At 40.2% G+C, this 24,699-nt stretch carries 28 protein-coding genes and 1 riboswitch; of the genes, 27 read left to right on the forward strand and 1 reads right to left on the reverse strand.

Translation table 11 applies throughout. The features are described 5' to 3' along the window. Positions 1 to 23 precede the first annotated feature (23 nt). The 15 genes from ACOZ9X_RS06050 to ACOZ9X_RS06120 all read left to right on the forward strand — a co-directional run bounded on the left by ACOZ9X_RS06050 (position 24) and on the right by ACOZ9X_RS06120 (position 13,097). A complete protein-coding gene (locus tag ACOZ9X_RS06050; protein ID WP_423417393.1) occupies positions 24 to 836 on the forward strand; it encodes a purine-nucleoside phosphorylase in 813 nt (270 codons plus the stop codon). A gap of 88 nt (positions 837 to 924) precedes the next feature. Continuing rightward, positions 925 to 2,229, forward strand: coding sequence for a pyrimidine-nucleoside phosphorylase (locus tag ACOZ9X_RS06055; RefSeq protein WP_423417394.1), 1,305 nt, complete (start codon positions 925 to 927; stop codon positions 2,227 to 2,229). 135 nt (positions 2,230 to 2,364) lie between these two features. Beyond that, a complete protein-coding gene (locus ACOZ9X_RS06060; protein WP_423417395.1) occupies positions 2,365 to 3,537 on the forward strand; it encodes a D-alanyl-D-alanine carboxypeptidase family protein in 1,173 nt (390 codons plus the stop codon). A 115-nt stretch (positions 3,538 to 3,652) separates the two neighbouring features. Then, a complete protein-coding gene (gene spoIIAA, locus ACOZ9X_RS06065) occupies positions 3,653 to 4,003 on the forward strand; it encodes an anti-sigma F factor antagonist (protein WP_066395843.1) in 351 nt (116 codons plus the stop codon). A 2-nt stretch (positions 4,004 to 4,005) separates the two neighbouring features. Continuing rightward, entirely contained in the window at positions 4,006 to 4,446 is a 441-nt protein-coding gene (gene spoIIAB / locus ACOZ9X_RS06070) for an anti-sigma F factor (protein ID WP_198767686.1), read from the forward strand. Positions 4,447 to 4,458: 12 nt separating this feature from the next. Beyond that, positions 4,459 to 5,217 carry an RNA polymerase sporulation sigma factor SigF gene (sigF, locus tag ACOZ9X_RS06075; protein WP_144699269.1) on the forward strand — a complete coding sequence of 253 codons (759 nt, stop codon included), beginning with the start codon at positions 4,459 to 4,461 and terminating at the stop codon, positions 5,215 to 5,217. Between the two features lie 801 nt (positions 5,218 to 6,018). After that, positions 6,019 to 6,639, forward strand: a complete 621-nt coding sequence (locus tag ACOZ9X_RS06080) for a stage V sporulation protein AA (RefSeq protein WP_423417396.1) — start codon at positions 6,019 to 6,021, stop codon at positions 6,637 to 6,639. Continuing rightward, positions 6,629 to 7,051: a stage V sporulation protein AB gene (locus ACOZ9X_RS06085; protein ID WP_423417397.1), complete on the forward strand. Its 423-nt coding sequence runs from the start codon at positions 6,629 to 6,631 to the stop codon at positions 7,049 to 7,051. The genes ACOZ9X_RS06080 and ACOZ9X_RS06085 overlap by 11 nt, the downstream gene beginning before the upstream one ends. A 15-nt stretch (positions 7,052 to 7,066) precedes the next feature. Continuing rightward, positions 7,067 to 7,522, forward strand: a complete 456-nt coding sequence (gene spoVAC, locus ACOZ9X_RS06090; RefSeq protein WP_423417398.1) for a stage V sporulation protein AC — start codon at positions 7,067 to 7,069, stop codon at positions 7,520 to 7,522. Positions 7,523 to 7,533: 11 nt separating this feature from the next. Next, the gene (gene spoVAD, locus ACOZ9X_RS06095; RefSeq protein ID WP_423417399.1) at positions 7,534 to 8,550 is read left to right on the forward strand and encodes a stage V sporulation protein AD; all 1,017 of its coding nucleotides are present in this window, start codon (positions 7,534 to 7,536) and stop codon (positions 8,548 to 8,550) included. Between the two features lies 1 nt (position 8,551). Further along, complete coding sequence (spoVAE, locus tag ACOZ9X_RS06100; protein ID WP_423417400.1) at positions 8,552 to 8,902, forward strand: stage V sporulation protein AE; 351 nt, start codon at positions 8,552 to 8,554, stop codon at positions 8,900 to 8,902. 4 nt (positions 8,903 to 8,906) lie between these two features. After that, complete coding sequence (locus ACOZ9X_RS06105; protein WP_423417401.1) at positions 8,907 to 9,485, forward strand: stage V sporulation protein AE; 579 nt, start codon at positions 8,907 to 8,909, stop codon at positions 9,483 to 9,485. Next, a complete protein-coding gene (locus ACOZ9X_RS06110) occupies positions 9,466 to 10,941 on the forward strand; it encodes a spore germination protein (protein ID WP_423417402.1) in 1,476 nt (491 codons plus the stop codon). The genes ACOZ9X_RS06105 and ACOZ9X_RS06110 overlap by 20 nt, the downstream gene beginning before the upstream one ends. A 59-nt stretch (positions 10,942 to 11,000) precedes the next feature. Further along, positions 11,001 to 11,177: riboswitch (Lysine riboswitch) on the forward strand. A gap of 93 nt (positions 11,178 to 11,270) precedes the next feature. Next, positions 11,271 to 12,593: a diaminopimelate decarboxylase gene (lysA, locus tag ACOZ9X_RS06115; RefSeq protein WP_423417403.1), complete on the forward strand. Its 1,323-nt coding sequence runs from the start codon at positions 11,271 to 11,273 to the stop codon at positions 12,591 to 12,593. Between the two features lie 69 nt (positions 12,594 to 12,662). Further along, positions 12,663 to 13,097 carry a peptidylprolyl isomerase gene (locus tag ACOZ9X_RS06120; protein WP_066395813.1) on the forward strand — a complete coding sequence of 145 codons (435 nt, stop codon included), beginning with the start codon at positions 12,663 to 12,665 and terminating at the stop codon, positions 13,095 to 13,097. 75 nt (positions 13,098 to 13,172) lie between these two features. On the opposite strand, the gene ACOZ9X_RS06125 is transcribed toward ACOZ9X_RS06120, so the two are convergent. After that, the gene (locus ACOZ9X_RS06125; RefSeq protein ID WP_423417404.1) at positions 13,173 to 13,685 is read right to left on the reverse strand and encodes a DUF309 domain-containing protein; all 513 of its coding nucleotides are present in this window, start codon (positions 13,683 to 13,685) and stop codon (positions 13,173 to 13,175) included. A 135-nt stretch (positions 13,686 to 13,820) separates the two neighbouring features. Between ACOZ9X_RS06125 and ACOZ9X_RS06130 the strand changes: the two genes are divergently transcribed. The 12 genes from ACOZ9X_RS06130 to ccsB all read left to right on the forward strand — a co-directional run bounded on the left by ACOZ9X_RS06130 (position 13,821) and on the right by ccsB (position 24,079). After that, positions 13,821 to 14,564, forward strand: coding sequence for a segregation/condensation protein A (locus ACOZ9X_RS06130; RefSeq protein ID WP_416728874.1), 744 nt, complete (start codon positions 13,821 to 13,823; stop codon positions 14,562 to 14,564). A gap of 6 nt (positions 14,565 to 14,570) precedes the next feature. Next, on the forward strand, positions 14,571 to 15,161 hold the full coding sequence (gene scpB / locus ACOZ9X_RS06135) for an SMC-Scp complex subunit ScpB (RefSeq protein ID WP_423417405.1): 591 nt from the start codon (positions 14,571 to 14,573) through the stop codon (positions 15,159 to 15,161). 41 nt (positions 15,162 to 15,202) lie between these two features. Further along, the gene (locus tag ACOZ9X_RS06140) at positions 15,203 to 15,550 is read left to right on the forward strand and encodes a hypothetical protein (RefSeq protein WP_423418231.1); all 348 of its coding nucleotides are present in this window, start codon (positions 15,203 to 15,205) and stop codon (positions 15,548 to 15,550) included. A gap of 275 nt (positions 15,551 to 15,825) precedes the next feature. After that, complete coding sequence (locus ACOZ9X_RS06145) at positions 15,826 to 16,902, forward strand: type III polyketide synthase (protein ID WP_423417406.1); 1,077 nt, start codon at positions 15,826 to 15,828, stop codon at positions 16,900 to 16,902. Then, complete coding sequence (locus tag ACOZ9X_RS06150) at positions 16,903 to 17,457, forward strand: isoprenylcysteine carboxyl methyltransferase family protein (RefSeq protein ID WP_423417407.1); 555 nt, start codon at positions 16,903 to 16,905, stop codon at positions 17,455 to 17,457. Between the two features lie 79 nt (positions 17,458 to 17,536). Next, complete coding sequence (locus ACOZ9X_RS06155) at positions 17,537 to 18,712, forward strand: D-alanyl-D-alanine carboxypeptidase family protein (RefSeq protein ID WP_423417408.1); 1,176 nt, start codon at positions 17,537 to 17,539, stop codon at positions 18,710 to 18,712. Beyond that, complete coding sequence (locus tag ACOZ9X_RS06160) at positions 18,706 to 19,299, forward strand: nucleoside recognition domain-containing protein (protein WP_144699302.1); 594 nt, start codon at positions 18,706 to 18,708, stop codon at positions 19,297 to 19,299. The genes ACOZ9X_RS06155 and ACOZ9X_RS06160 overlap by 7 nt, the downstream gene beginning before the upstream one ends. Continuing rightward, positions 19,300 to 19,833 carry a spore maturation protein gene (locus tag ACOZ9X_RS06165; RefSeq protein WP_066395796.1) on the forward strand — a complete coding sequence of 178 codons (534 nt, stop codon included), beginning with the start codon at positions 19,300 to 19,302 and terminating at the stop codon, positions 19,831 to 19,833. A 93-nt stretch (positions 19,834 to 19,926) separates the two neighbouring features. After that, a complete protein-coding gene (locus tag ACOZ9X_RS06170) occupies positions 19,927 to 20,673 on the forward strand; it encodes a pseudouridine synthase (RefSeq protein ID WP_144699303.1) in 747 nt (248 codons plus the stop codon). A gap of 54 nt (positions 20,674 to 20,727) precedes the next feature. Next, entirely contained in the window at positions 20,728 to 21,252 is a 525-nt protein-coding gene (resA, locus tag ACOZ9X_RS06175; RefSeq protein ID WP_423418232.1) for a thiol-disulfide oxidoreductase ResA, read from the forward strand. Between the two features lie 12 nt (positions 21,253 to 21,264). Next, positions 21,265 to 22,869 (forward strand): cytochrome c biogenesis protein ResB, encoded by a 1,605-nt coding sequence (gene resB / locus ACOZ9X_RS06180; RefSeq protein ID WP_423417409.1) that lies wholly within the window; start codon positions 21,265 to 21,267, stop codon positions 22,867 to 22,869. A gap of 25 nt (positions 22,870 to 22,894) precedes the next feature. Beyond that, positions 22,895 to 24,079: a c-type cytochrome biogenesis protein CcsB gene (ccsB, locus tag ACOZ9X_RS06185; protein WP_423418233.1), complete on the forward strand. Its 1,185-nt coding sequence runs from the start codon at positions 22,895 to 22,897 to the stop codon at positions 24,077 to 24,079. Positions 24,080 to 24,699: the final 620 nt, after the last annotated feature.

Consider the following 24,699-nt stretch of genomic DNA (forward strand, 5'->3'; position numbering starts at 1 on the left):
GTTAAGTTAAGGGGGAAATGAACATGTCAAAACAATTACAAACATCTGCTGATTTTATCCAATCAAAACTTACTTCTGCTCCAAAAATAGGTTTGATCTTAGGTTCTGGTCTAGGAATTCTAGCTGAAGAAATTCAAAACCCGGTTATTATTCCATACTCAGATATTCCTGAGTTTCCTGTTTCCACTGTAGAAGGTCACGCTGGTCAGCTTGTTATTGGTGAATTGGCTGGAAAACAAGTAGTAGCGATGCAAGGGCGTTTTCATTATTACGAAGGATACTCGATGGAAAAAGTAACGTTTCCTGTACGTGTGATGAAACTGATCGGTGTAGAAACAATTGTTGTAACGAACGCTGCAGGCGGGGTGAACAAGGATTTTGAAGCTGGAGATCTAATGTTGATCACTGATCACATCAATAACTTTGGTAACAATCCGTTAATTGGTGCGAATGATGATTCGTTTGGCGTTCGTTTTCCAGATATGAGCGAAGCTTACACGTTATCTTTACAAGATGTTGCACGCAGTGTAGCAAAAGACTTAAACATCTCATTAAAAGAAGGTGTTTACGCTGGAAATACAGGCCCTTCATATGAAACACCTGCAGAAGTAAGAATGCTTCGTGTATGGGGAGCAGATGCTGTTGGCATGTCTACGGTTCCAGAAGTAATCATCGCTCGTCATACTGGAATGAAAGTTCTGGGTATTTCTTGTATCTCTAACATGGCTGCAGGTATCTTGGATCAACCGTTAACACATGATGAGGTAATGGAAACAACAGAGATGGTAAAATCCAATTTCCTTTCTTTAGTTAAAGGAATCGTTAAGGAAATCTAACAGTTCAGTAGATAGATTCCAAAGTATTTTAATTAACTTTTTAAAAATATCTTCATATGTAAAGTGATAAGAAAGTGGTGCTATTAACATGAGAATGGTTGATTTGATTCAAAAAAAGCGTGATGGAAAAGAACTAACAAAAGCGGAGATCGATTTTATTATTCAAAACTATACAAACGGTGATATTCCTGACTATCAAATGTCTGCATTTGCTATGGCTGTATACTTTAAAGATATGACTACTGAAGAACGAGCTCATTTAACAATGGCGATGGTTGAGTCAGGTGATCAGATTGATCTTTCTGCGATCGAGGGGATTAAAGTAGACAAGCACTCAACAGGCGGTGTTGGTGATACAACGACTCTTGTGCTAGCTCCTCTAGTTGCTGCGCTTGATGTACCTGTAGCGAAAATGTCTGGAAGAGGACTTGGCCATACAGGTGGAACGATCGATAAATTAGAAGCTGTTCCTGGTTTCCACGTTGAGATCGACAACCAAGAATTCATTGACTTAGTAAATAAAAATAAACTTGCTGTTATCGGACAAAGTGGAAACCTTACACCTGCTGATAAAAAGTTGTATGGCCTTCGTGACGTAACGGCAACGGTTAACTCTGTTCCATTGATCGCGAGCTCAATCATGAGTAAAAAAATCGCTGCTGGTGCTGATGCAATCGTGCTTGATGTAAAAACAGGTGCAGGGGCATTCATGAAAACACCAGAAGAAGCAGAAGAACTTGCTAACGCGATGGTGAAAATCGGAAATGCAGTAGGACGTAATACAATGGCAGTTATCTCTGATATGAGCCAACCTCTAGGATTAGCGATCGGAAATGCTTTAGAGATCAAAGAAGCGATCGATACGCTTAGTGGCAAGGGACCAAAAGACCTAGAAGAGCTTTGCTTAACATTAGGTTCTCACATGGTATATCTGGCGAAAAAAGCAGATTCATTAGAACAAGCACGTGAGATGTTAAAAGAAGTAATCACTTCTGGAAAAGCGCTTGAAACGTTAAAAGTATTCTTAAAAGCTCAAGGTGGAGACGAATCTGTAGTAGATCATCCAGAAAGAATGCCACAAGCTGCGCATACATTTGAATTGACTGCAGACGAAGACGGCTATGTTTCTGAAATTGTTGCAGATGAGATTGGAACTGCTGCTATGATTTTAGGTGCTGGACGCGCAACTAAGGAATCAGAAATCGATCTTGCTGTTGGTTTGATGCTGAACAAGAAAGTTGGAGATCGCGTTTCAAAAGGTGATTCACTCGTTACGATCTACAGCAACACTGAGAATGTAGAAGATGTGAAGAAGAAAATCCGTGATGCTTATACGATCTCAAAAGAAGCTGTAGAAGCTCCTCCGCTCGTATACAAAGAAATAAAAAAATAATGGATATGTAAGGTGACTCAAGAGTTCATACTCTTGAGTCTTTTTTTGTCTTCAAGAACTTTGAAATGGTTGGAAGATCCGGTATAAAGTGAAAAATTATGGAAAAAATATAACTATATGAATGGAGGGAACTGTATGAAAGGCGTTATTTCAGGTCTACTAAGTATTTGTTTGCTGGCATCGTTTGCAATTCCAAAAGCTGATGCAGCAGAAAAAGCAAAAGAAAAAATAAAGCTTGCAGAACAGAGCCACTCAGCCATTTTAATGGAACAAGATAGTGGGAGTGTACTGTTCGAAAAGAATAGCCATGAGAAGTTGCCGCCAGCGAGCATGACAAAAATCATGACGATGATATTGATCATGGAAGCTATCGATAAAGGAAAGATCAGCTGGAACGATAAGATCCGTGTAAGTGAGTATGCGGCGAGCATGGGTGGATCTCAAATCTTCCTTGAACCTGGTGAAGAGATGCGTGTAGAAGACATGGTAAAAGGTATAGCGATCGGAAGCGCTAACGATGCATCAGTCGCAATGGCTGAACATATCGCTGGTTCTGTTGATTCTTTTGTAAATCGTATGAACGATAAAGCAAAAGAACTCGGTTTAAACGATACGTTCTTTAAAAATCCTACGGGGCTTCCTGCAGCAGGTCATTACACATCTTCTCATGATATGGCGATCATGGGAAAAGAACTTCTTAAACATGAGGAAGTTACAAAGTTCACGGGACTTTATGAAGATTATTTAAGAGAAGAAACAGACAAGAAGTTTTGGCTTGTTAATACAAACAGACTTGTAAAATTTTATCCTGGTGTAGATGGATTGAAAACAGGTTTTACGAATGAAGCAAAATATTGTTTAACAGCTACAGCAAACAAAAACGGTATGAGAGTAATCGCAGTTGTTATGGGAGCCCCTTCTCCTAAAGATCGAAACGCACAGGTCACCTCAATGCTTGACTATGCATTTACTCAGTTCTCAACAAAAAAACTCTATGCAAGGCATGAGATTGTAAAAGAAGTTAAAGTTCAGAAAGCAGAAAAGTCTAAGCTTCCTGTCGTTACTTCTGAACATATTTCTCTTTTATTGAAAAAAGGTGAGACCGCGAAAAAAGTAAAAACAGAAGTTAACGTGGATAAAGATTTGAAATTACCGGTTAAAAAGGGACAGCAGATTGGTTCTTTAAAAATTTATAACGGGAACAAGCTGATTACTGAAAGTCCAGTTTTGGCATCAGAGACAGTTAAAAAAGCATCTTGGTGGAAACTTTTTAAACGAACAGCAGGACAAATGTCAAAATCCTCATAATTTGAATGGTTTCTTGACAGTTATAGGCGAATTCCCACTAGTTTTGTCAAGAGTGAAGGAATTCGTCTTTTTTTATAGAAAATTCACGTTATCCAAAAAAGAAGGAGAGGATAGCGTGGGATTAGCTGTCAATTTGGAACTTAAACACACCGTATTATGCATCCGCTTAGACGGAGAACTTGATCACCATACAGCAGATATGCTTCGGTCACAAGTTGAGGAATATTTAAGGAAGCATACGGTAAACCATATTGTCTTGAATTTAGAAGGTTTGAGTTTCATGGATAGTTCAGGGTTAGGCGTTATACTAGGGCGTTATAAACAGATCAAGAGTCAGAATGGTGAGATGGTGGTATGCGCCATATCTCCAGCGGTAAAACGTCTTTTTGAAATGTCAGGACTATTTAAGATTATCAAGCTTGAAGAAGATGAAGAGCTTGCCCTTCAGGCTTTGGGGGTGGCTTAAAAATGAGAAATGAGATGAAGATTCAGTTTTCAGCGTTAAGTCAGAATGAATCCTTCGCACGTGTGACGGTTGCTGCGTTTATCGCTCAGATCGATCCTACAGTTGATGAACTGACAGAGATCAAGACCGTTGTATCCGAAGCGGTGACGAATGCGATCATTCACGGATACGAAAACAAAGCAACCGGAATGGTTTATATTGAAGCTGCTATCGAGGAGGATACGATCCACCTTACGATTCGTGACGAAGGCATGGGAATTCGTGATCTTGATCAAGCAAGGCAGCCCCTTTATACGTCTAAGCCCGAGTTAGAACGCTCAGGTATGGGTTTTACGATCATGGAGAATTTTATGGATAGTGTAGAAGTCATCTCAGAACCGTCTTACGGAACAACGATTCATTTGACAAAATACTTAACCAAAAATAAAGCTATGTGTAATTAAGGGAGTATGTCTATGGATGTCGAGGTGAAAGGCAGCAAAAGTGAACCGTTTCTTAAGGATGAAGAGATTAAGTTATTGATCAAACAGAGTCAGGATGGAGATCAGTCAGCACGTGATACGATTGTTGAAAAGAACATGCGGCTTGTCTGGTCTGTGGTTCAGCGCTTTTTAAACAGAGGTTATGAAGCAGATGACCTCTTTCAAATCGGCTCTATCGGGCTATTAAAATCTGTTGATAAATTTGATCTTTCTTATGATGTTAGGTTCTCCACCTATGCAGTGCCTATGATCATTGGTGAGATACAGCGGTTCATCAGGGATGATGGAACGGTTAAAGTCAGCAGATCATTAAAAGAGACCGGTAACAAAGTTCGTAAAGCAAAAGATGAGCTATCTAAATCACTTGGGAGAACACCTACCATTTCAGAAGTAGCAGAATTTCTAGAGATCGCAGTGGAAGATGTGATTATGGCGCAGGATGCTGTACGAGCACCACAGTCGATACATGAAACTGTTTATGAGAATGATGGGGATCCCATAACGCTACTCGACCAAATTTCCGATCATTCGGAAAACAAGTGGTTCGATAAGATCGCGTTAAAGGATATTATGGATAAACTTGATGAGAGAGAACGGCTGATTGTTTATTTAAGGTATTTCAAAGACCAAACGCAATCCGAAGTAGCCGACCGGCTGGCCATTTCTCAAGTACAGGTATCCAGACTCGAAAAGAAAATATTATTGTTTATGAAAAACCAGATGGAGACTTAAACGTCCTATCTGGTTTTTTGCTTGTTGTTTTGTTTTAGCAAAGGATGTCGTTCTTAGAGAGGTAGTTGATCTCCGCTCCAGGTTGCACGCTTTCCATGGGGCGAACGGTGAGCCTCATTCCGCTTTGCGCCCTTAGGAGTCGGCAACCTTCCGCTCCAATCAACTTGCATAGGAAGTATAAAAAGAAAAAATCTAAATGTAAATCGCTTAGCCTTTTATTCAGATGTTTTATCAAGACGCCGTTCAAGTTATTGAAATATAGTTATGACTCACAATCAAAAGTTCAAACAGTCTTTAGCATTAGCAAAAAACACATAAGAGCCTCCAATTGTCTTAGAGCTTCATGACTTACTAACTAAAGTTCAAACAGCCTTTAGCGATACTTTATAAACATCACTGATTAGGTTGATTGGAGTGTAGGGTGCGAGACTCCTGCGGCACGAGCGGTCAGTTCAAAAGTGAAAGTGGCTCTTTTAGCCCCGACAAGCAAAAGCTGAATGGGCTATGAAGGCGCATTTTGCCTTCTTGACCGTTTAGCTTTTGACCTCGAGGGGCTAGCCGCTGTAACTAGACAGGTGAGACACTTAGTGGCGCGAAGCGGCAAGTGGCTCACCGGTCGCCCCGCGGAAAGGGAGCACCTGAAACGGAGATCAACCACTTTCAAATACATCAATGATACATCAATGAACCCCGAAACGTTTTCTTGTGGTAGTTTTTGGATGCTGTTAAATGTGAGGCATGATAAGAATTCCATCATCGCATACTAAACACAAATGCGCTTAGAAAGAGGTGAAGTGAAAATTGGATAAAACGGTATACCTGCGTATGCGTCAACGCGTACAGGTCATTCAGCATCAGAAAGTCACGATTGGTGAAGTTGCACAGATTGTAGCATCTGATGAATTAGAAGAAGCCATCAAGGGATATATTATCCACGAAGTAACCCCTGAAGATAAGCATTTGATTGTGATTGATGTCATGCGTGTGATCGCTACGATTCAAAAGAAGGAGCCAGGCTTAGACGTCCAGACCATCGGACCAGCACAAGCGATTCTAGAGATTCAAATGCAACAAAAAAAGCTGGCTCCAGTATATTTTGTCTTGGTTTGGCTTCTCCTTTTTACAGGATCGGCTCTTGCGATCATGAATTTTCATGAAGATGTAAGCATGCAGCTTGTTCACCAGAAAATCTATTTCATGATAACAGGGCATTATAAAGAGCAGCCTCTTTTATTGCAGATTCCCTATTCGTTCGGTCTTGGTCTAGGCATGATTCTTTTCTTTAACCATCTTTTCCGAAAAAGACTTAATGAAGAACCAAGTCCTTTGGAAGTTGAGATGTTTAATTATCAGCAAGACCTTGATCAGTATGTGATCGTTCATGAGAACAAAGAAACAGAGAAGAAGATCAATGGGAATTAAAGTATTGCTCGTTGCCTTTATCGGTTTTGGTGGTGGAATAACAGTAGGCTCTGGTCTTGTCGCTCTTATAACGGTTCTTGGAATTGTACCTAGACTGATGCAACTCTCTAAAACGTATCGATACATCAGAGGTTATGAGTTAAGCATCATATTAGGAGCTGTAATCGGAGGTTGGATGAATCTAAGAAACGCTTCGATTGGGTTTCCAGCTTTCTTTCTAATACCGATTGGTCTGTTTACTGGAATCTTCATTGGGATGTTAGCCGCAGCGTTAACAGAAGTATTGAACGTACTCCCGATTCTTGCGAAAAGAGTAGGGTTCGGAGAGAAGATTATCATTATATTAATGGCGATTGTACTGGGGAAAATCTCAGGATCTTTGTTTCATTGGATGTACTACATTAATCATTAAGGACGTGATTGTACGATGGCAACTAAAGAAGAACAGCAGGCATATGCCGAGAAAATTAAGTCGATCCAGCCTAAACCGCCATATGTTTTAAATTGTTTAAAAGCTTTTTTTGTAGGTGGAATCATCTGCACGATCGGTCAAGCGATACAAATGTTTTATATGACTTACTTTAATTTCACACAAGAAACAGCGGGAAATCCGACTGTTGCCACGCTCATTCTAATTGCAGCACTGTTAACAGGACTCGGAGTATACGATAAGATCGGTCAATTTGCTGGAGCGGGTTCTGTCGTTCCGGTAACAGGATTCGCTAACGCCGTTACGAGTGCGGCATTAGAACATAAAAGTGAAGGTCTAGTACTAGGAGTCGCTACAAATCTCTTCAAATTAGCTGGAGCTGTTATTGTATTCGGAGCTGTTTCCGCCTACATTTTCGGTATGATCCGCTACATCTTTCAGCACTTGACATAAGGAGTGAAGGCATGAATTTATTAGGAAGACAAACATGGAAATTTGCAAATAACATTTACTTAAATGCTGCAGGTACAGCAGTAGGTCCGATGGAAAGCGAAGGACCTTTAGGCAGCTATTTTGATAAAACGTATAACAACCTTCACTGCGGACAAAAGAATTGGGAACTTGCTGAACGTCAGTTGATGGAAGATGCGATCGATGCTTGTTTACAAAAAGTAAAGATGAAGCCAGAAGATATTAACTTTTTGTTGGCAGGTGACTTGTTAAACCAAATTGTTTCGTCAAACTACACAGCTAGAGGAAACGGAATACCTTTTTTAGGTGTATTCGGAGCATGTTCAACATCAATGGAGTCTCTAGCATTAGGTGCAGCTTTAGTGGATGGCGGGTATGCGAATCGGATTGTCGCCGCAGTAAGCTCCCACAATGCTACAGCTGAAAGGCAGTTTAGATATCCTACTGAATACGGCGGGCAAAAGCCAGATACAGCTACGTTTACCGTAACAGGTGCTGGTGCTGCACTTGTGAGCAAAGAGGTCTCAGATATAAAGATTACATCGGCAACTGTTGGAAAAGTTGTGGACTTAGGAATCAAAGATCCTTTTGATATGGGATCAGCGATGGCTCCTGCAGCTGCAGACACGATCGCCGCACATTTTAAAGAGATGGATGTTCAGCCTGATGAGTACGATTTAATCGCTACAGGGGATCTTTCTGGAGTCGGTGCACCGATCGTTAAGATGTTATTAAAAGAGCAAGGTTATGATGTGTCCGACAATCATCGAGATTGTGGATTAATGATCTATCGAAGCGGACAACAGGTTTTTGCAGGAGGAAGTGGCTGTGCGTGTTCTGCCGTTGTTACGTACGGATATATCTTAGACGAGATTCGAAAAGGCAACCTGAAGAAAGTCTTAATGGTCGCAACGGGTGCATTATTGAATCCGGTAATGGTTCAGCAAAAAGAGAGTATTCCAACGGTTGCTCACGGTGTGGTTCTAGAGCGAGCGGAAGGAGGGCAATAAGATGGAATTTTTTTGGGCGTTTGTAATAGGTGGAGCCATTTGTGTTGTCGGCCAGCTGATGATGGATGTAATGAAGCTGACTCCTGCTCATGTTACTACTTCTTTTGTAGTTATTGGCGCACTTCTTGATGCTTTTGGTATCTATGATAACCTGATTAAATTTGCGGGTGCAGGTGCTACAGTTCCCATTACCAGTTTTGGTCACTCCCTTCTGCATGGAGCGATGGCCGCAGCTGAGGAACATGGTTTTATTGGAATCGCTATGGGAATCTTCGAGTTAACATCTGCCGGGATATCATCTGCTGTTTTGTTTGGGTTTTTAGTAGCAGTCATCTTTGAACCAAAGGGGTGATCATATGGTGAAAAAACGGGTCATTTTCATTACCGATGGAGATTTGTATGCATTGCGAGTCGTTGAGCACGCGGCTAAACAAGTTGGAGGACGTTGTATTTCACAATCTTGGGGAAATCCAACGAGAAAAAGCGGTATAGAGCTTGTAGAGATGATCCGTAAAACACCTCATGACCCTGTACTTGTGATGTTTGATGACTGTGGATTTAAAGGAGAAGGTCCGGGAGAACATGCGATGAGATACATTCATCAACAGAAAGATATAGAGGTTATTGGTGCTGTAGCAGTAGCTTCGAAAACGCATTTTACAGAATGGACAAAAGTTCACTGTTCTATGGATCGATATGGAGAACTAACAGAGTTCGGTATTGATAAGAGTGGGATTCCGGACCTAGAAACAGGAAGGATTAACGGGGATACCGTCTATATCCTCGATGAATTAAACCTTCCTTTCGTAGTAGGTGTCGGGGACATCGGAAAAATGGCAGGTTTTGATGCAATAGAAAAAGGAGCTCCAATTACTGTAAAAGCAATTCAACTCATTTTAGAAAGGAGCGAATCAATTGGCAGCCGAAAAAAATAAAACACCAATCAGTAAAAACATTGAAGATACGGAAAGGTTCTTAAAAGAGCGACTCGGCATTGGTGTAAGTTTTGATGTTGGTGTCAGAAAGATCTTTGTTTTAAAAAAGGAACTTCAGCTGTATTATTGTACGGGACTTTGCGACAGTGAGTTCATCATCATGATCTATCGCGAACTAATGGATATGGATCATGGTCATCGCGCACCAAGTAAAGTAAAAGATCTTGTACATAACCACCTTGCCCATCAGCAAGTAGAGATTACGAAGTCGTTGGATGAAGCTGTAGACCGTATGCTCTCAGGTCTGATCGTTATATTCATTGACGGTGAAGAAGAAGCATTCGTTGTGGATGTAAGAAGTTATCCAGGAAGATCACCAGAAGAGCCAGACATTGAGAAAGTGGTAAGGGGAGCTCGTGATGGATACACTGAAAATATTATAATCAATACTGCTCTTACGAGAAGGCGTATTCGAGATGAACGATTAAGACACGAAATTCTTCAAGTAGGTGAGCGTTCCAAAACGGATGTGTGTCTGGCTTATATTCAAGATGTAGCTGATCCTGGACTCGTTGACCTTATTAGAAAAGAGCTTAACTCCATTGAGATCGACGGAATACCCATGGCCGATAAGACGATAGAAGAATTTGTAGTAAAACAAGGCTGGAATCCGTTTCCTTTAGTCCGTTACACAGAAAGACCTGATGTTGCAGCTCAACACTTGATGGAAGGTCATGTTTTAATCATCACAGATACATCGCCAAGTGTCATCATAACACCTACAACACTTTTTCATCACGTACAACATGCAGAAGAGTTTAGGCAGACACCATTCATTGGTGCATTTTTAAGATGGACCCGTTTTACAGGTATGCTGGCATCGGTATTCTTAGTACCAATGTGGCTATTGTTCTCGATGGAAGAGCAGTTGCTGCCACCTTTTATTGATTTTATAGGTCCCAATAAGCACACGAACATACCTTTGTTTCTCCAAATTATTTTTGCGGAAATCGGGATCGATATCTTAAGACTTGCGGCCATTCATACACCTAGTGCACTATCAACCGCCATGGGTCTAATTGCAGCTGTATTGATCGGCCAAATTGCAATAGATGTAGGTTTATTCGTTCCAGAAGTTATTTTATACGTTGCGATTGCAGCGATCGGAGCGTTCTCTACACCTAGTTATGAGTTAAGTATCGCCAACAGGGTTTTGCGGCTCTTTCTGATAATAATGGTCATGCTTTTCAAAGTTCCTGGGTTTATCGTTGGTTTTACGATTATGATCATATATATGGCAACGATTAAGAATCTGAACACGCCTTATTTATGGCCGTTCATTCCATTTAATCCCAAAGCATTCCTGCAGATCATTATTCGAGTAGCCGTTCCACTCTCTAAAGTTCGGCCGAGTATCGTACATCCGCAGAACACCAAAAAACAGCCAACTAATTAATCTGTCCCTTGCTGATTGTTGAAAATTGTGTTAAATTCATAACTAATTAAATATGCCTCATATGAGGTAGAGGCGCAAAACGAATGAGTAGCATATGGAGTTTGTGGATGACGATGAAATATGTTGAAAGGTCAATTTGCCGAAGTGTAGAAAGAGCTCCATCTCTTTTTATGCTGGGCCGCTGCTGAACAAGCAACGGACTGTCACTACAACTGTAGTGGAGAGCTATTCCGACGTGAGGGTACGGTTATGACAGCCTGCCTTAGTTGCGGCTGTCTTTTGTATTTGTCGGGATTGAATTCTCTATCAACAACGAGAGGGGATTTTTTGTGAATTTACACGGAACATCAAAAATTGGAGATAATAATCATCTATGGATCGGTGGTTTAGATACGGTAGATCTAGCGAAGAAATACGGAACGCCGCTTTATCTGTACGATCTATCCTTAATTAAAAATAGAGCAAGAGGCTTCAAAAAAGCATTCGAGGAAAATGGGGTAGGATATCAAGTCGCTTATGCCTCAAAAGCCTTTTCTTCCATCGCCATGTTTCAACTAATCGGGCAAGAAGGGTTAAGTCTGGATGTGGTTTCAGGTGGTGAACTTTATACAGCACTTCAAGCGCAATTCCCACCTGAGAGAATTCATTTTCATGGAAACAATAAGAGCTTAGAAGAATTAGAATTTGCCCTTAATGCTGGAGTCGGCTGTATTGTAGTGGATAACTTTCATGAGATCTCATTATTAAAAATGCTGAGCAACAAGCTGAACAAAAAAGTAAACATCTTACTTCGTTTAACTCCAGGAATCGAAGCCCATACCCATGATTACATCATTACAGGTCAGGAAGATTCTAAGTTTGGATTTGACCTAGGAAATGGTCAAGGAGACAAAGCACTTCAAGAAGTACTTGTATTTGAAGGCTTTCGCGTTTTAGGCATTCACTGTCATATTGGATCTCAAATTTTTGAAACAGAAGGGTTCACCCTTGCGATTGAAAAGTTGTTCGGTCACTTTAAGAAGTGGGAAGAAAACTTTAGCTATTTTCCAAGTGTCGTAAACCTTGGAGGCGGGTTCGGCATTCAATATACATCAGAGGATACACCGCTCTCTCCTGAACAGTACGTTTCTGCAATGATTGAAGAAGTGAAAAAGCAGATGGTTCACTTTGTAGGGCAAGAACTGCCTGAACTTTGGATTGAGCCGGGCCGTTCACTTGTAGGTGATGCGGGCACGACAATCTATTCGATCGGCTCTCAAAAAGAGATCGAAGGGGTTAGACACTATGTGTCCATTGATGGGGGAATGACAGATAATATTCGGCCAGCACTCTATCAAGCCAAGTATGAAGCATTTGTAGCGAATAAGATGAACGAAGAACCAACGCAAACCGTTTCAATCGCAGGAAAATGCTGTGAGAGTGGCGATATGTTGATCTGGGATATCGAACTTCCAAAAGTTTGTGATAACGACTTCTTGGCCGTTTCCTGTACAGGGGCTTACGGTTATAGTATGGCGAGCAATTATAATCGCATCCAGCGTCCGGCTGTTGTTTTTGTAGAGAATGGTGAGGAACAGCTTGTAGTCAAGCGTGAAACCTATGAAGACCTTATCAAGAACGATGTTCCGCTTAAATCGAATGTTTTTGTGTAAATTAGTTTACGGAGCAGCCATTTAACCGTACAATGGTAGTTGAATGAAGCAGAAGGAGGCCTGTTTTTTATGAAAAAAGGTTCAATTGAATTTGAAAACGGCGAGAAAATTGTATTTGATCTGTATCAGGAGGAAGCGCCTGGAACAGTGGAAAACTTTGAAAAACTTGCAAACGAAGGATTCTACAACGGTGTAACGTTCCACCGTGTTATCCCTGGATTTGTTGCTCAAGGTGGAGATCCAACAGGAACTGGAGCTGGCGGCCCTGGTTATTCGATTCCTTGTGAAACAGAAGGAAATCCGCATAAGCACGTAGCAGGATCTCTTTCAATGGCGCATGCTGGACGCGATACAGGTGGAAGCCAATTCTTTATCGTACACGAGCCACAGCCACACTTGAACGGTGTTCATACTGTTTTTGGACAAGTTACAGAAGGTTTGGAAACAGTTCTTCGTATTAAACAAGGCGATGTAATGAAAGAAGTTAAAGTTTGGGAAGAATAATTTCTAGACTAAGAAAAGCTCCGGAATCGATATGATCCGGAGCTTTTCTATTGAAATGATAACAAATGATTTTTTTTATAAGGTTCTGTTCTTTTTCAGTTTTTGCCTATTTCGTTCTTCAATTACAGAAGAGCGATCTCTTAATGAGTGCTTGTGAATGATAGTATCATTCGTTTTGGTTTGTGATACCCAAGTGTCTTCTGTTGCGTTTGCTTCGATTAAGCATGCTTGAAATAACTCCATCGATAGGGGAAGGGTTATAGACTCAAAAGATTGCTTTTGCTCGATTCTTTGTATACTTCTATCAAGCAGTTCAAGAAATATTTTAACTTCTAATCCGAGTTCGTTCAGTGCTGGTTGCTCTTTTTGAAGCTTCACTCTACAACTAAGGATCATTCGTTTAGCTCCATTGTAGTTTCCGCGCCGATGGTGATATTGAGCTACTGCAAACTGAATCAATCCGGGCCACAAGTCCCCTTTCATTCCCTCGTTCTTCCAATGCTCCTCAAGCACCTCATGACATTCAAAGTAATCTTGATCTCTATGAAAATGCACTAAGTAATCGATCCATGGTTTTGGATAAGTCACTGATCGTTCACGCCCCTTAATAAGCTCGACTTTAAGTTTACCATATGCACAGCATGAATAAAAACAAGCCGCGAGAGTCACAAAATATGATATAATTTTATAATACAAAATCGCTGAAAAAACTGGGGAAATGTTATGCAATATAGTGTGAAGCTTGATGGATTTGAAGGTCCGCTAGATTTACTGCTTCATTTGATACAAACCTACGAAGTGGATATTTATGATATTCCGGTAGCCATCATAACTGAGCAATACCTTCAATATATACATACGATGAAAGAACTTAAACTTGATGTAGCAAGTGAATTTTTAGTCATGGCAGCTACTCTTCTTGCGATTAAAAGCAAGATGCTGCTGCCAAAGCATGAAGAAGAGCTCTTTGAGAACCAAATGGAACTTGAGATGGAAGAAGATCCAAGAGATGAGTTAGTGAGAAGGCTCGTTGAATATAGAAAGTACAAGCACGCTGCTGATGAACTTAAAGAAAGAGAATCGGCTAGAAGTTTAATATACACCCGTCAGCCAGCTGATCTCTCTCAATTTGAAAAAGAAGAGTCGGCAAAGCAAGTGACCAACGTAACGCTTTATGATATGTTGCAAGCGATGCAAAAAGTCTTTCAAGAAAAGGTCACGCGAGCACCAAGACAAACGACCATTGAACGGCAAGAAATTCCGATCGAAAGAAGGATGGAACAGATAAAAACTTCTCTTCTTTCCGTAGGCGGGCGAAAAAAATTTACAGACCTTTTTGATAAGAGTACGAAAGAACATGTCGTTGTTACCTTTCTTGCTATATTAGAACTAATGAAAGTAAAATCAATTAATTGTGAGCAACAAGATCATTTTAGCGAAATATATATAACGATGTTAGAGGAGTAATACGATTTGGAACGAAATGAATATAAAGCAGTTGTTGAGGGTTTGCTTTTTGTCAGTGGAGATGAAGGTATCGACAGAAAACAGATCGCTCAAGTGCTGGAGATCGACAGCAAAGAACTTGATCCCATCATTGAAGAATTAAAACAAAGTTATGCTTCAACAGGGCGAGGGATGTCTATTGTTGAATATGCAGGATCCCTTCAATTTGTAACAAAGCCAGAACACGCTGCCTTTTACGAACGCCTCGTTGAGACACCAGGTCATGCGACACTTTCTCAAGCTGCCCTTGAAACGCTTGCGATCATTGCCTATAAACAGCCGATTACAAGGTCAGAGATCGAAGAAGTAAGAGGTGTGAAAACTGAAAAACCGTTGCAGACACTATCTGCAAAAGGATTAGTAAAAGAAGTGGGAAGAGCAGAAGGTACGGGACGAGCGATATTATATGGTACAACGAAAGCATTCCTAGAACATTTTGGTCTGCAAAGTGTAAAAGAGCTGCCTCCACTTCCGGAAAACATTCAGGAAGAAAATGTGGAACAAGAAGCAGATCTGTTTTTTTCTAAGTTTCAAGAATCACTATCTACCGATGAATAACAAGGGGGAGTCATGCATTGTTGATTCAACATATTGATGGTATGGAGTTAGAAAAAGAGAAGCCGAATACATCAGAAGATTTTTTTAACCGTTCAGAAGTGACCTATGAACTTGGCGGAAAAACTCAAACTTTTCATCTTCTTTATGTAAGATATTTTGAAGAAAAACTTCAAGAAGAATTAACACACCATGACTTTTGGAAAGATTATTTGAGCTTCTTTAAGATAACACAGATTGCGGCTCTTACAGCACTGCTTAAGGATCCTGCATATCTTATACGAAAACGAAGCTATATCAACAATTATGAGGAATTTAGAGATCTATTCATTCCACCAAGTGAAGAGTTGCTAAGTTCACATCTAAATAACTTAAAACAAATTACAAAGTAAAACAGCCAAAAATCATTGGCTGTTTTTTTGTCTTTAACTATAACATTTTCTTTAAAGGTTTTTTCCTAGTCATATATTTACCTCTTTGACCGTTGATCGAAGTTGAATGTGTGAGACTCTTCTCGCGGAAACCAAAGCAACTTGTAGCGAAAATCAACTACCTTCGAAAAAGCAACAATTTATATGTAAACAGCAGATTTTTAAGTCTTCGTTTTAAAAGGCTGTTTAAGGGTAAATTATTAAAAAAGGATATGCAGCCGAAGGAGAGAAATCAATTGCCAAGAATAGCAGCAGTAGAAACAATAAATCCACCTCATAAACTTTCTCAAGATCAAACAATGGATTTTGCAAGAAACCTATTTCAAGACGCATTCTCAGATATTGAGCGCTTGCTCAAAGTATTCCAGAATGGTGAGATCGAGTCACGGTATTTCGCGATGCCTATAGAATGGTTTAAAGAAAAAAGAAGTTTTCAAGAAAAAAATGATCTATACATAGACTTTGCAACAAATTTGGGAGCAGAATGTATCGAAAAAGTGATGTCTGATCAAAGTTTAAACATGTCGTATGAAGATATTGATGCTATTTTCTACATCTCGAGTTCGGGTCTGTCTACTCCGAGTATCGAAGCAAGAATTATGAACATTCTTCCATTCTCATCACATACGAAGAGGATTCCGATCTGGGGTTTAGGATGTGCGGGTGGTGCTTCTGGCTTTTCAAGGGCTTACGACTATTGTAAAGCTTATCCGAAATCAAATGTGCTCGTATTAAGTGTAGAACTTTGTTCACTAACATTTCAGCATGAAGATCTTTCTAAGAGCAATCTAGTAGGTACCTCTTTGTTTGCAGATGGGGTGGCTTGTGCATTAATCTGCGGAGATGAGTCGGACACAGCCAAAACATCAGAAGTATCTCCTTACATAAAAGACACGATGTCTACATTGAAGCCTCATTCTGAAGACGTGATGGGATGGGAAGTAAAGGACACAGGTTTGTATGTTGTCTTTTCAAGAGATATTCCAAACGTTATTCGAACATGGCTTAAACCGAACGTAGATGAGTTCTTAAACCGTAATCAGCTTGCTGGAGAACAGATCAAACACTTTATTGCACACCCTGGCGGTAAGAAAGTTTTACAAGCATACGTAGATGCGCTAGGAATTCCGTTATCCAAGACCGATGTATCGAGAAACGTCTTAAGGGAAAATGGAAATATGTCATCTGCGACTGTTTTCTATGTCTTAAAAAATTTTATGGAAACAAGGAAAGATGAGGGAGATCTCGGTGTAATGGCTGCTTTGGGACCAGGTTTTTCTTCTGAACTTCTTTTAGTGGAATGGAGGGAGTAGATGAACTGGTTTCTTCTGTTTTGGGGTTTTCTTATCGTACAGAGATTAGCAGAAGTGAGGGTCGCTAGATCTAACGAAAAAAAGCTATTGAGTAAAGGTGCTGTAGAAGCTGGGAAAGATCATTATAAATGGATGGTTTCAATGCACGTAGCTTTCTTTGTTGTTTTCTTTATTGAAGTGTATGTTTTTAATGCAGAGCCCCCTAGCTGGTGGATTGTACCTTTTGTGCTGTTTTTATTGGCGCAAGTGATCCGAGTATGGGCCATTTCGTCATTAGGCGAGTTCTGGAATACGAAAATTATTCTATTACCTGGTGCGAATGTAGTAGCAAAAGGTCCATATCGTTTTATGAGACATCCCAACTATACGGTAGTCTCCTTGGAACTTTTAGTCATGCCCCTCATTTTTGGTGCTTATTTAACGGCTATCCTTTTCACGATTTTAAATATCTTCATGTTGAGAGTGCGGATACCAGCTGAAGAAAAAGCACTCATGGAACTAACAGACTACGAAAAAAGCCATGGTCAAAAACAACGATTTTTTCCTTCACAATAATTAGCGGAAGTAAATCCCATTCATAACCTGTCCTTGTTTGCATAAACTTTTACAAAACACCTAAAGGGCGGGATTATGAATGAAACGAACCTTAAAACGAAAACCATTGCTGCTCGTTATGATCTGCATGCTTATCCTTGCTGCATTCCCGCAAGAAGCAAAGGCTGACCCCGGTGTATCAGCTAATGCTGCTGTGTTGATGGAGCAATCATCTGGAAGAGTTTTGTATGGGCGCAATGAACATCGCCCCATGAGAATAGCAAGTATCACGAAGATCATGACGGCAATCCTTGCGATAGAATCTGGAAAGATGAACGATACGGTTACTATTACGGAAGCTGCATCACGAACTGAAGGGTCATCTCTCTATTTAAAACCAGGTGAGAAGATACCACTAAAAGATTTAGTGTATGGTTTGATGCTACGATCCGGCAATGATTCAGCTGTTGCGATCGCTGAGCATGTAGGAGGAAGTCTGGATGGCTTTTCCTATTTAATGAATCAAAAAGCAGAAGAGATCGGTATGAAGCACACGCGGTTTAGAAATCCACATGGACTGGACACGCATGAAGATCATTATTCTACCGCTTACGATATGGCTATATTAACGAAGTATGCGATGAATAATGATACGTTCAAAGACGTGTCATCGACGAAGGTCTATCGATCAGAACAAACAGGTGAAAAGTGGGATAGAGTGTGGCGAAACAAGAATAAGATGTTAAAGCTTTATGAATATTCCACTGGTGGCAAAACAGGATATACCAAACGTGCAAAACGAACCTTAGTATCAACTGCAGAAAAAGACGGGATGGAACTGATTGCTGTTACACTGAACGATCCAAACGACTGGGATGATCATCAAAATTTGTTTGAGTGGGGTTTTCATTCGTTCAAGATGACAGAACTGATCAAAGAAGGCGAAATTTCCGGCATTAAAGATAAAGGATACAAAGGGAAAGTAGAAGCTGCTCGAACGTTCACTTACCCTTTATTGAAAGAAGAGATCGGGCAGATCTCTTCTTCCATCCAGTTGTATGAACTTCCAAAGTCGGGCAAGTGGGAAAAAGAAAAAGTGCCTAAACCCGTTGGCAGGTATTTTGTAGATTTAAAGGAAACGAGAATCGCTGATCTTCCACTTTATTACGATGGCAAAGCATTGATCAAACCTGATCAGGGAGGGTTTTGGTCGTCATTTAAGAACATATTCAACAAGTTATTTTTTGTAGCTAAGGAAGACAATCTCCTATGGTGAATTACATCTGGGTAGGAATGATGGTAATCGGTTTCATTGTGGCAGGAATTAACGGCACGATGGATAAAGTGAACGAAGCGATTTTTACGAGTGCAAAAGAAGCAGTCACGTTAAGTTTTGGAATGATTAGTATTTTAGTATTTTGGTTAGGGATCATGAAGATCGCAGAAAAAGGCGGTTTATTAGAAGTATTAGCGATCCTGTTTCGCCCGATCGTTAAGCGTCTTTTTCCTGATATACCAAAGGATCATCCTGCTCAAGGGTACATTCTTTCAAATATGGCGGCAAACTTGCTTGGGCTAGGGAACGCTGCAACACCAATGGGTATAAAGGCAATGGAACAACTCAAGATTTTAAATGGCGGAAAAAATGAAGCAAGTCGATCGATGATCACACTTCTTGCGATCAACACATCAAGTATTACACTTATTCCAACGACGATCATCGCGATCAGGATGAGTTATAATTCGGCGTCGCCAACTGATATCGTTGCGCCAACTTTGATTGCGACCGCCATTTCAACAGTAGGTGCTATTTTAATAGATCGATATTATTATTACCGCTCTTTACCAAAAGGAGGGAAATAGATGTCGATCGTCCAATCCTTTTCCATTTGGTTCATCCCTTTTTTGATCGGATTTATCCTTTTGTATGGTACTTATAAAAAAGTCCCGACCTATGAGACTTTTGTAGAAGGCGGTAAAGAAGGTTTTTCAATCGCGATCAACATCATCCCCTTTTTAGTTGGTATGCTTGTTGCCATTTCGGTTTTTCGCGCTTCAGGAGCCCTGGATTATGTCATGATGGCGATGCGTCCACTATTTTCATTGTTTCATATTCCAGCAGAAGTTGTACCGCTGGGGCTGATGAGGACGATCTCAGGGACCGGCGCTCTCGGGATGACATCAGATTTAATCGCAACACATGGTCCTGATTCGTTTATCGGAAGGCTCGCTTCTACGATACAAGGAAGTACCGATACAACGTTTTATGTATTGACCGTCTATTTTGGAGCGGTAGGTATCAAAAAGATGAAATACGCGCTTAAAGTAGGATTATTAGCTGATCTGATCGGCTTTTTAGCATCTATAGCAGTGATCTCTCTATTGTTTTACTCATAATTCGACAAAAAAGAGCCGATACGGCTCTTTTTTACGTTTACTGAGGTTGAGAATTACGAATAATGAAGGTATGATGAGACATGAGGTGAAATCATGGAACGATTGCAAAAGGTAATTGCCCAAAGCGGCGTAACTTCCAGAAGAAAAGCAGAGGAGTTAATACGTGAAGGCAAAGTGAAAGTAAACGGAAATGTAGTGACCGAACTCGGCACAAAAGTAGGTACAAAAGATAAGATTGAAGTGAATGAGATTCAAATTCAACGGGAACAGCCCGTTTATTTTTTGATGTATAAACCTTCAGGTGTAATCACGGCAGTTTCGGATGATAAGGGAAGAAAAGTGGTAGCTGATTATTTTAAAGACATCATCGAACAACGTGTGTTCCCTGTTGGAAGATTGGATTATGATACGACAGGTGCCATCATCATGACAAATGATGGTGAGTTTGCGAACGTACTTATGCATCCACGCTATCAGCTTGATAAAGTATACATTGCAAAAGTAAAAGGAATTCCATCAAGAGAAAGAATCAAGCAACTTGAAAGAGGAATACGTTTAGAGGACGGAATGACAGCTCCTGCTAAAGTGAAAGTAACATCGATCGATAAGAAAAAAGGAACAGCGATCATCGAACTTACGATTCATGAAGGTAAGAACCGTCAAGTTAAGCGTATGTTAGAAGCGATCGGAACCCCTGTTATGAAATTAAAGCGTGAAAGATATGGCTATTTAGATCTTAAAGGCCTGAATCCAGGTGAGTTTAGAGAACTTACACCACATGAAATCAAACAGCTGAGAAATCTGGCTGTCACACAAACGTCAAAAAAAAGCCGTAGATAGGCTTTTTTTTCAAGTTATAGTAAAATGGAAGCGGCTTAAAGGAGCGGATGGATGTTGAAAAAAAACAGGTTGTGGTTTCGCTCTGCTCTGCTTGCCATTTTAGTTGTTGCGGTTGGTTATACGATCTACAACAGTATGAATGAAGAGTCAGGTACATACATAAGTAAAGGTGATACGGCTCCAAATTTTGTGCTAACCGATCTGAATGGCAAACAAGTAGAGTTAGAAGATTATCGTGGTAAAGGTGTTTTCTTGAACTTCTGGGGGACGTGGTGTAAACCGTGTGAACGAGAGATGCCCTATATGCAAAGACAATACGAGAAGTTCAAAGATCAGGGTGTAGAAATCCTTGCTGTAAACGTTAGCGAAACAAACGTATCCGTTAAAAATTTTGTTGATCGCTATTCTATGAGTTTTCCTGTTCCTATGGACAAACAAAGAGAAGTAACAAAAGCTTACGGCATAGGACCGATTCCTACTACAATCTTGATCGATAAGAACGGAAAAGTAGTGGAACGGACGAGTGAATCATTATCAGAGAAAAAAATTATTTCCTACATGGAAAAAATAAAGCCGTAACGGGGTGAAAAGATGCAAACGATAACATGTGAATGCGGCCACTCTAACCCATACGGAACAAGTCTTTGTCAAGCATGCGGTAAACCGTTGAAGCAAGATGTTGAGATACTATCAAGCATGAGATATGAAGGAAGCGCGAGACGATCTCAAACTTATAAACAAACACTTATAGATAAGATTTGGAACTTCTTTTCGTCTGTTAAAGTCGGGGTATGGCTCATTGTCATTATTTTAGTAGCAGCGGCAATCGGAACTATATTTCCACAAGAGACGTTCATACCCCCAAATGTGGATCCTGCGACTCATTATGAAAGCGAATACGGTACGTTAGGACTCATCTATTATTTGTTAGGATTTCATAACCTTTATGGGTCATGGTGGTTCATTCTTCTACTAGGAATGTTAGGACTCTCTATCATTATTGCCAGCCTTGATCGTGGTATACCGCTTTATAAAGCATTAAAGACACAAAGAGTCACAAGACATGATCAATTCATGAAGAATCAGCGCTTGTTCTCAAAAAGCAGTGATGTGGAACTTGATGAGATTAAGTACACGCTTGAATCTCTTCGATACAAAGTTCGAGAAGAAAATGGAAACCTTTTTGCAGAGAAGGGCCGTTTTTCAAGATGGGGTGCTTATGTAAACCATGTTGGACTGATCATCTTTTTAACAGGAGCGATGCTTCGATTCTTTCCTGGAATGTATGTTGACGATATCTTATGGGTGCGTGAAGGAGAGAAAGCTTCGATTCCAGGCACTTCAAGCGATAAAGGACAATATTATCTAGAAAACAACGATTTCATTCTTGAGATGTATGATAAAGAAGAAAAGAAGTTTAATAGTGCGCTAAGCTCTGTAGATGGAGAAGTTGCAAAAAACTATCAAAGTAACGTGACACTCTATAAAACAAAAGAGAACCATACAATTGGAGCAGAGCCAGAGCTCGAAAAAGTGAAGAGCGGTGAGATCCGAGTGAACGAACCGTTTAAGTTCGACTCGTTCGCTCTTTATCAAACCGACTTTAAGCTTAACGAGTTTTACAAGATGAGCTTTGAGCTCGAAGAAAAAGCAACAGGTAACAAGTTTGGTAAGTTAACAGTTGATCTTCATGATCCTAAAAAAGAGTATGATCTTGGAAATGGCTACAAAGTTAAAATCGAAGAATATTTTCCGAACTTCGTCTTAAACGAACAGAATCAGCCATCAACCGTTAATAATTTGCCAGATAATCCAGCATTTGTATTCTCTATGTATTCTCCTAAAACACCAGAAGGAGAAAAAGCATTTGTAGGCATTCAGAAAAACATAGATTCCGGTGAGAATCAGTTCAAAATGACTTTCGCTGGTATCGAAACGAAAGATCTAACAGCCCTTACAGTGCGAAAAGACCATACGCTTTGGATCATTGCCCTTGGCGGAATCATCTTCATGATTGGTGTTACACAAGGTTTGTATTGGAACTATAGAAGAATTTGGATCAAACAAAATGCAGGTGAAGTATGGGCTGCAGCGCATACAAATAAGAACTGGTATGGCTTGAAAAAAGATGTGGAATTTCTGTCTGATAAGACCAATCTCACACCTTTAGAAGAAAAAGAAACAGCTTTAAAGTAAGGCTGTTCAAGCGGGAGGGTTAATGATGGCTGAAATCAGCAGTACACTTTTATATAGTGCATTTATTATTTACTTGTTCTCTACTCTATTCTTTGCAATGTCTATTTCTGATAAAAAAGGAAAAGACGCTGCTCATACGAAAAAATGGGGAAAAATAGGGTTCATTAGTTCTTGTATTGGTTTTGCATCACAATTAGGCTATTTTATTACAAGGTGGATGGCAAGTGGACATGCTCCTGTAAGTAACTTGTTTGAGTTTACTACCTTTTTTGGCATGATGATGGTACTAGCTTTTATTATTTTATACATCATCTATCGAACGAACGGTCTTGGTGTTTTTGCGATGCCAATCGCCGTACTCGTGATCGCGTATGCAAGCATGTTTCCGAGAGATATCTCTCCTCTTATTCCCGCACTTCAAAGTGACTGGCTCAAAATCCATGTAACAACAGCGGCGCTCGGAGAGGGAATCCTTGCGATCTCTTTTGTTTCAGGGCTGATCTATTTGATCCGTACGGTTGATCAGACGGTCTCATCTAAAAAGACTTTATGGTTAGAGATCATCCTATACAGCTTGATTGCTGTTGTTGGATTCATCTTTGTTTCCATCGGTTTCAAAGGTGTCGGGTATGAAACAACATTTGAGATGATGGATGATAACAATCAAGCAGTTAAAGTAGTTTACGATATGCCGGCTATCGCTGGTCCAAGTAACGGAGAGCAACTTGACGATTCTTTTGGACCATTATTTTCAACTCCATCTTGGATGAACGGTGTTGATGCTTCTATTAAGCTAAATACGTTTATCTGGTCAATACTCGCAGGAGCTGCCCTTTACGGCTTGCTTCGTCTAATTTTAAGAAAACGAATAGCAGCAGCTCTTCAAACAAAAGTTAGAATGAAACCAGATCTTTTGGATGAGATCAGTTATCGAGCAGTTGCAATTGGGTTTCCGATCTTTACACTTGGAGCACTTATATTTGCTATGATTTGGGCTCAGCAAGCTTGGTCAAGATTTTGGGGATGGGATCCAAAAGAAGTTTGGGCTCTTATCACGTTCTTGTTCTATGCCGCTTTTCTTCATCTTCGATTATCAAGAGGCTGGCACGGAGAAAAGTCTGCTTGGCTTTGCGTGTTAGGATTCTGGATCATCACATTTAACTTGATCGCGGTAAACCTTGTTCTTGTAGGATTGCATTCATACGCGTAAAGATTTTAGAAGTCTCTCTTTCATTAGAGGGACTTTTTTAAAGGCTGTTTTCGTAAACTTTGTTGATTTTGGAAGTGTTGATTTCCGTTCCAGGCTGCTCGCTTTCCACGGGGCAGGCGCTGAGCCACATTCGTACGTTTCACTCTTAAGTGTCTCAGCTGCCCGCCTTAAGAAGTTCCTTGCTCCTGCGTCTACAAGTGATGCTTCGTAGTAAGCTTTCTAAGTCGCATGCCTTGCAAGGAGTATCTCATGTAGTAGGCAAGCACCTTCCTCTACAATCAATTTTCAAAGGTGACAAAGAGTTCAAAGCAACAATCTTTTAGAAAAGAGCGTTTTTAAAAGAGATGAACATGATTAACTACATATAAAGCCCTTTAAGATTTGTTGTTTTAATCATTCTTATTAAGTTCCTTTGACAAATTGATTGTAATTGGAAGATGCTAGCCAGGAGACTCACTCCGTGAAAAGGAGCATCTGTAATGGAAACAGCTACTGTTAAAGAAAGAGAAAAATCATATTTCAAACCATCCCTAAATTATAAGAAAATAGATAAACAGCATGTCCGGTTTGTTTAGTGTACTTAGTTTCATGTATGATAGAAACAGGAAAAAATCTTGTTT

This window comes from Fictibacillus nanhaiensis (assembly GCF_049537595.1).
GTDB classification, from domain to species: Bacteria; Bacillota; Bacilli; order Bacillales; family Fictibacillaceae; genus Fictibacillus; species Fictibacillus nanhaiensis_F.

Coding starts and splice junctions, on each gene's coding strand:
- ACOZ9X_RS06050 (WP_423417393.1), top strand. CDS start 24: ATGTCAAAACAATTACAAACATCTGCTGATTTTATCCAATCAAAACTT.
- ACOZ9X_RS06055 (WP_423417394.1), top strand. CDS start 925: ATGAGAATGGTTGATTTGATTCAAAAAAAGCGTGATGGAAAAGAACTA.
- ACOZ9X_RS06060 (WP_423417395.1), top strand. CDS start 2,365: ATGAAAGGCGTTATTTCAGGTCTACTAAGTATTTGTTTGCTGGCATCG.
- spoIIAB (WP_198767686.1), top strand. CDS start 4,006: ATGAGAAATGAGATGAAGATTCAGTTTTCAGCGTTAAGTCAGAATGAA.
- sigF (WP_144699269.1), top strand. CDS start 4,459: ATGGATGTCGAGGTGAAAGGCAGCAAAAGTGAACCGTTTCTTAAGGAT.
- ACOZ9X_RS06085 (WP_423417397.1), top strand. CDS start 6,629: ATGGGAATTAAAGTATTGCTCGTTGCCTTTATCGGTTTTGGTGGTGGA.
- spoVAC (WP_423417398.1), top strand. CDS start 7,067: ATGGCAACTAAAGAAGAACAGCAGGCATATGCCGAGAAAATTAAGTCG.
- spoVAD (WP_423417399.1), top strand. CDS start 7,534: ATGAATTTATTAGGAAGACAAACATGGAAATTTGCAAATAACATTTAC.
- spoVAE (WP_423417400.1), top strand. CDS start 8,552: ATGGAATTTTTTTGGGCGTTTGTAATAGGTGGAGCCATTTGTGTTGTC.
- ACOZ9X_RS06105 (WP_423417401.1), top strand. CDS start 8,907: ATGGTGAAAAAACGGGTCATTTTCATTACCGATGGAGATTTGTATGCA.
- ACOZ9X_RS06120 (WP_066395813.1), top strand. CDS start 12,663: ATGAAAAAAGGTTCAATTGAATTTGAAAACGGCGAGAAAATTGTATTT.
- ACOZ9X_RS06130 (WP_416728874.1), top strand. CDS start 13,821: ATGCAATATAGTGTGAAGCTTGATGGATTTGAAGGTCCGCTAGATTTA.
- ACOZ9X_RS06140 (WP_423418231.1), top strand. CDS start 15,203: ATGGAGTTAGAAAAAGAGAAGCCGAATACATCAGAAGATTTTTTTAAC.
- ACOZ9X_RS06150 (WP_423417407.1), top strand. CDS start 16,903: ATGAACTGGTTTCTTCTGTTTTGGGGTTTTCTTATCGTACAGAGATTA.
- ACOZ9X_RS06155 (WP_423417408.1), top strand. CDS start 17,537: ATGAAACGAACCTTAAAACGAAAACCATTGCTGCTCGTTATGATCTGC.
- ACOZ9X_RS06160 (WP_144699302.1), top strand. CDS start 18,706: ATGGTGAATTACATCTGGGTAGGAATGATGGTAATCGGTTTCATTGTG.
- ACOZ9X_RS06165 (WP_066395796.1), top strand. CDS start 19,300: ATGTCGATCGTCCAATCCTTTTCCATTTGGTTCATCCCTTTTTTGATC.
- ACOZ9X_RS06170 (WP_144699303.1), top strand. CDS start 19,927: ATGGAACGATTGCAAAAGGTAATTGCCCAAAGCGGCGTAACTTCCAGA.
- resB (WP_423417409.1), top strand. CDS start 21,265: ATGCAAACGATAACATGTGAATGCGGCCACTCTAACCCATACGGAACA.
- ccsB (WP_423418233.1), top strand. CDS start 22,895: ATGGCTGAAATCAGCAGTACACTTTTATATAGTGCATTTATTATTTAC.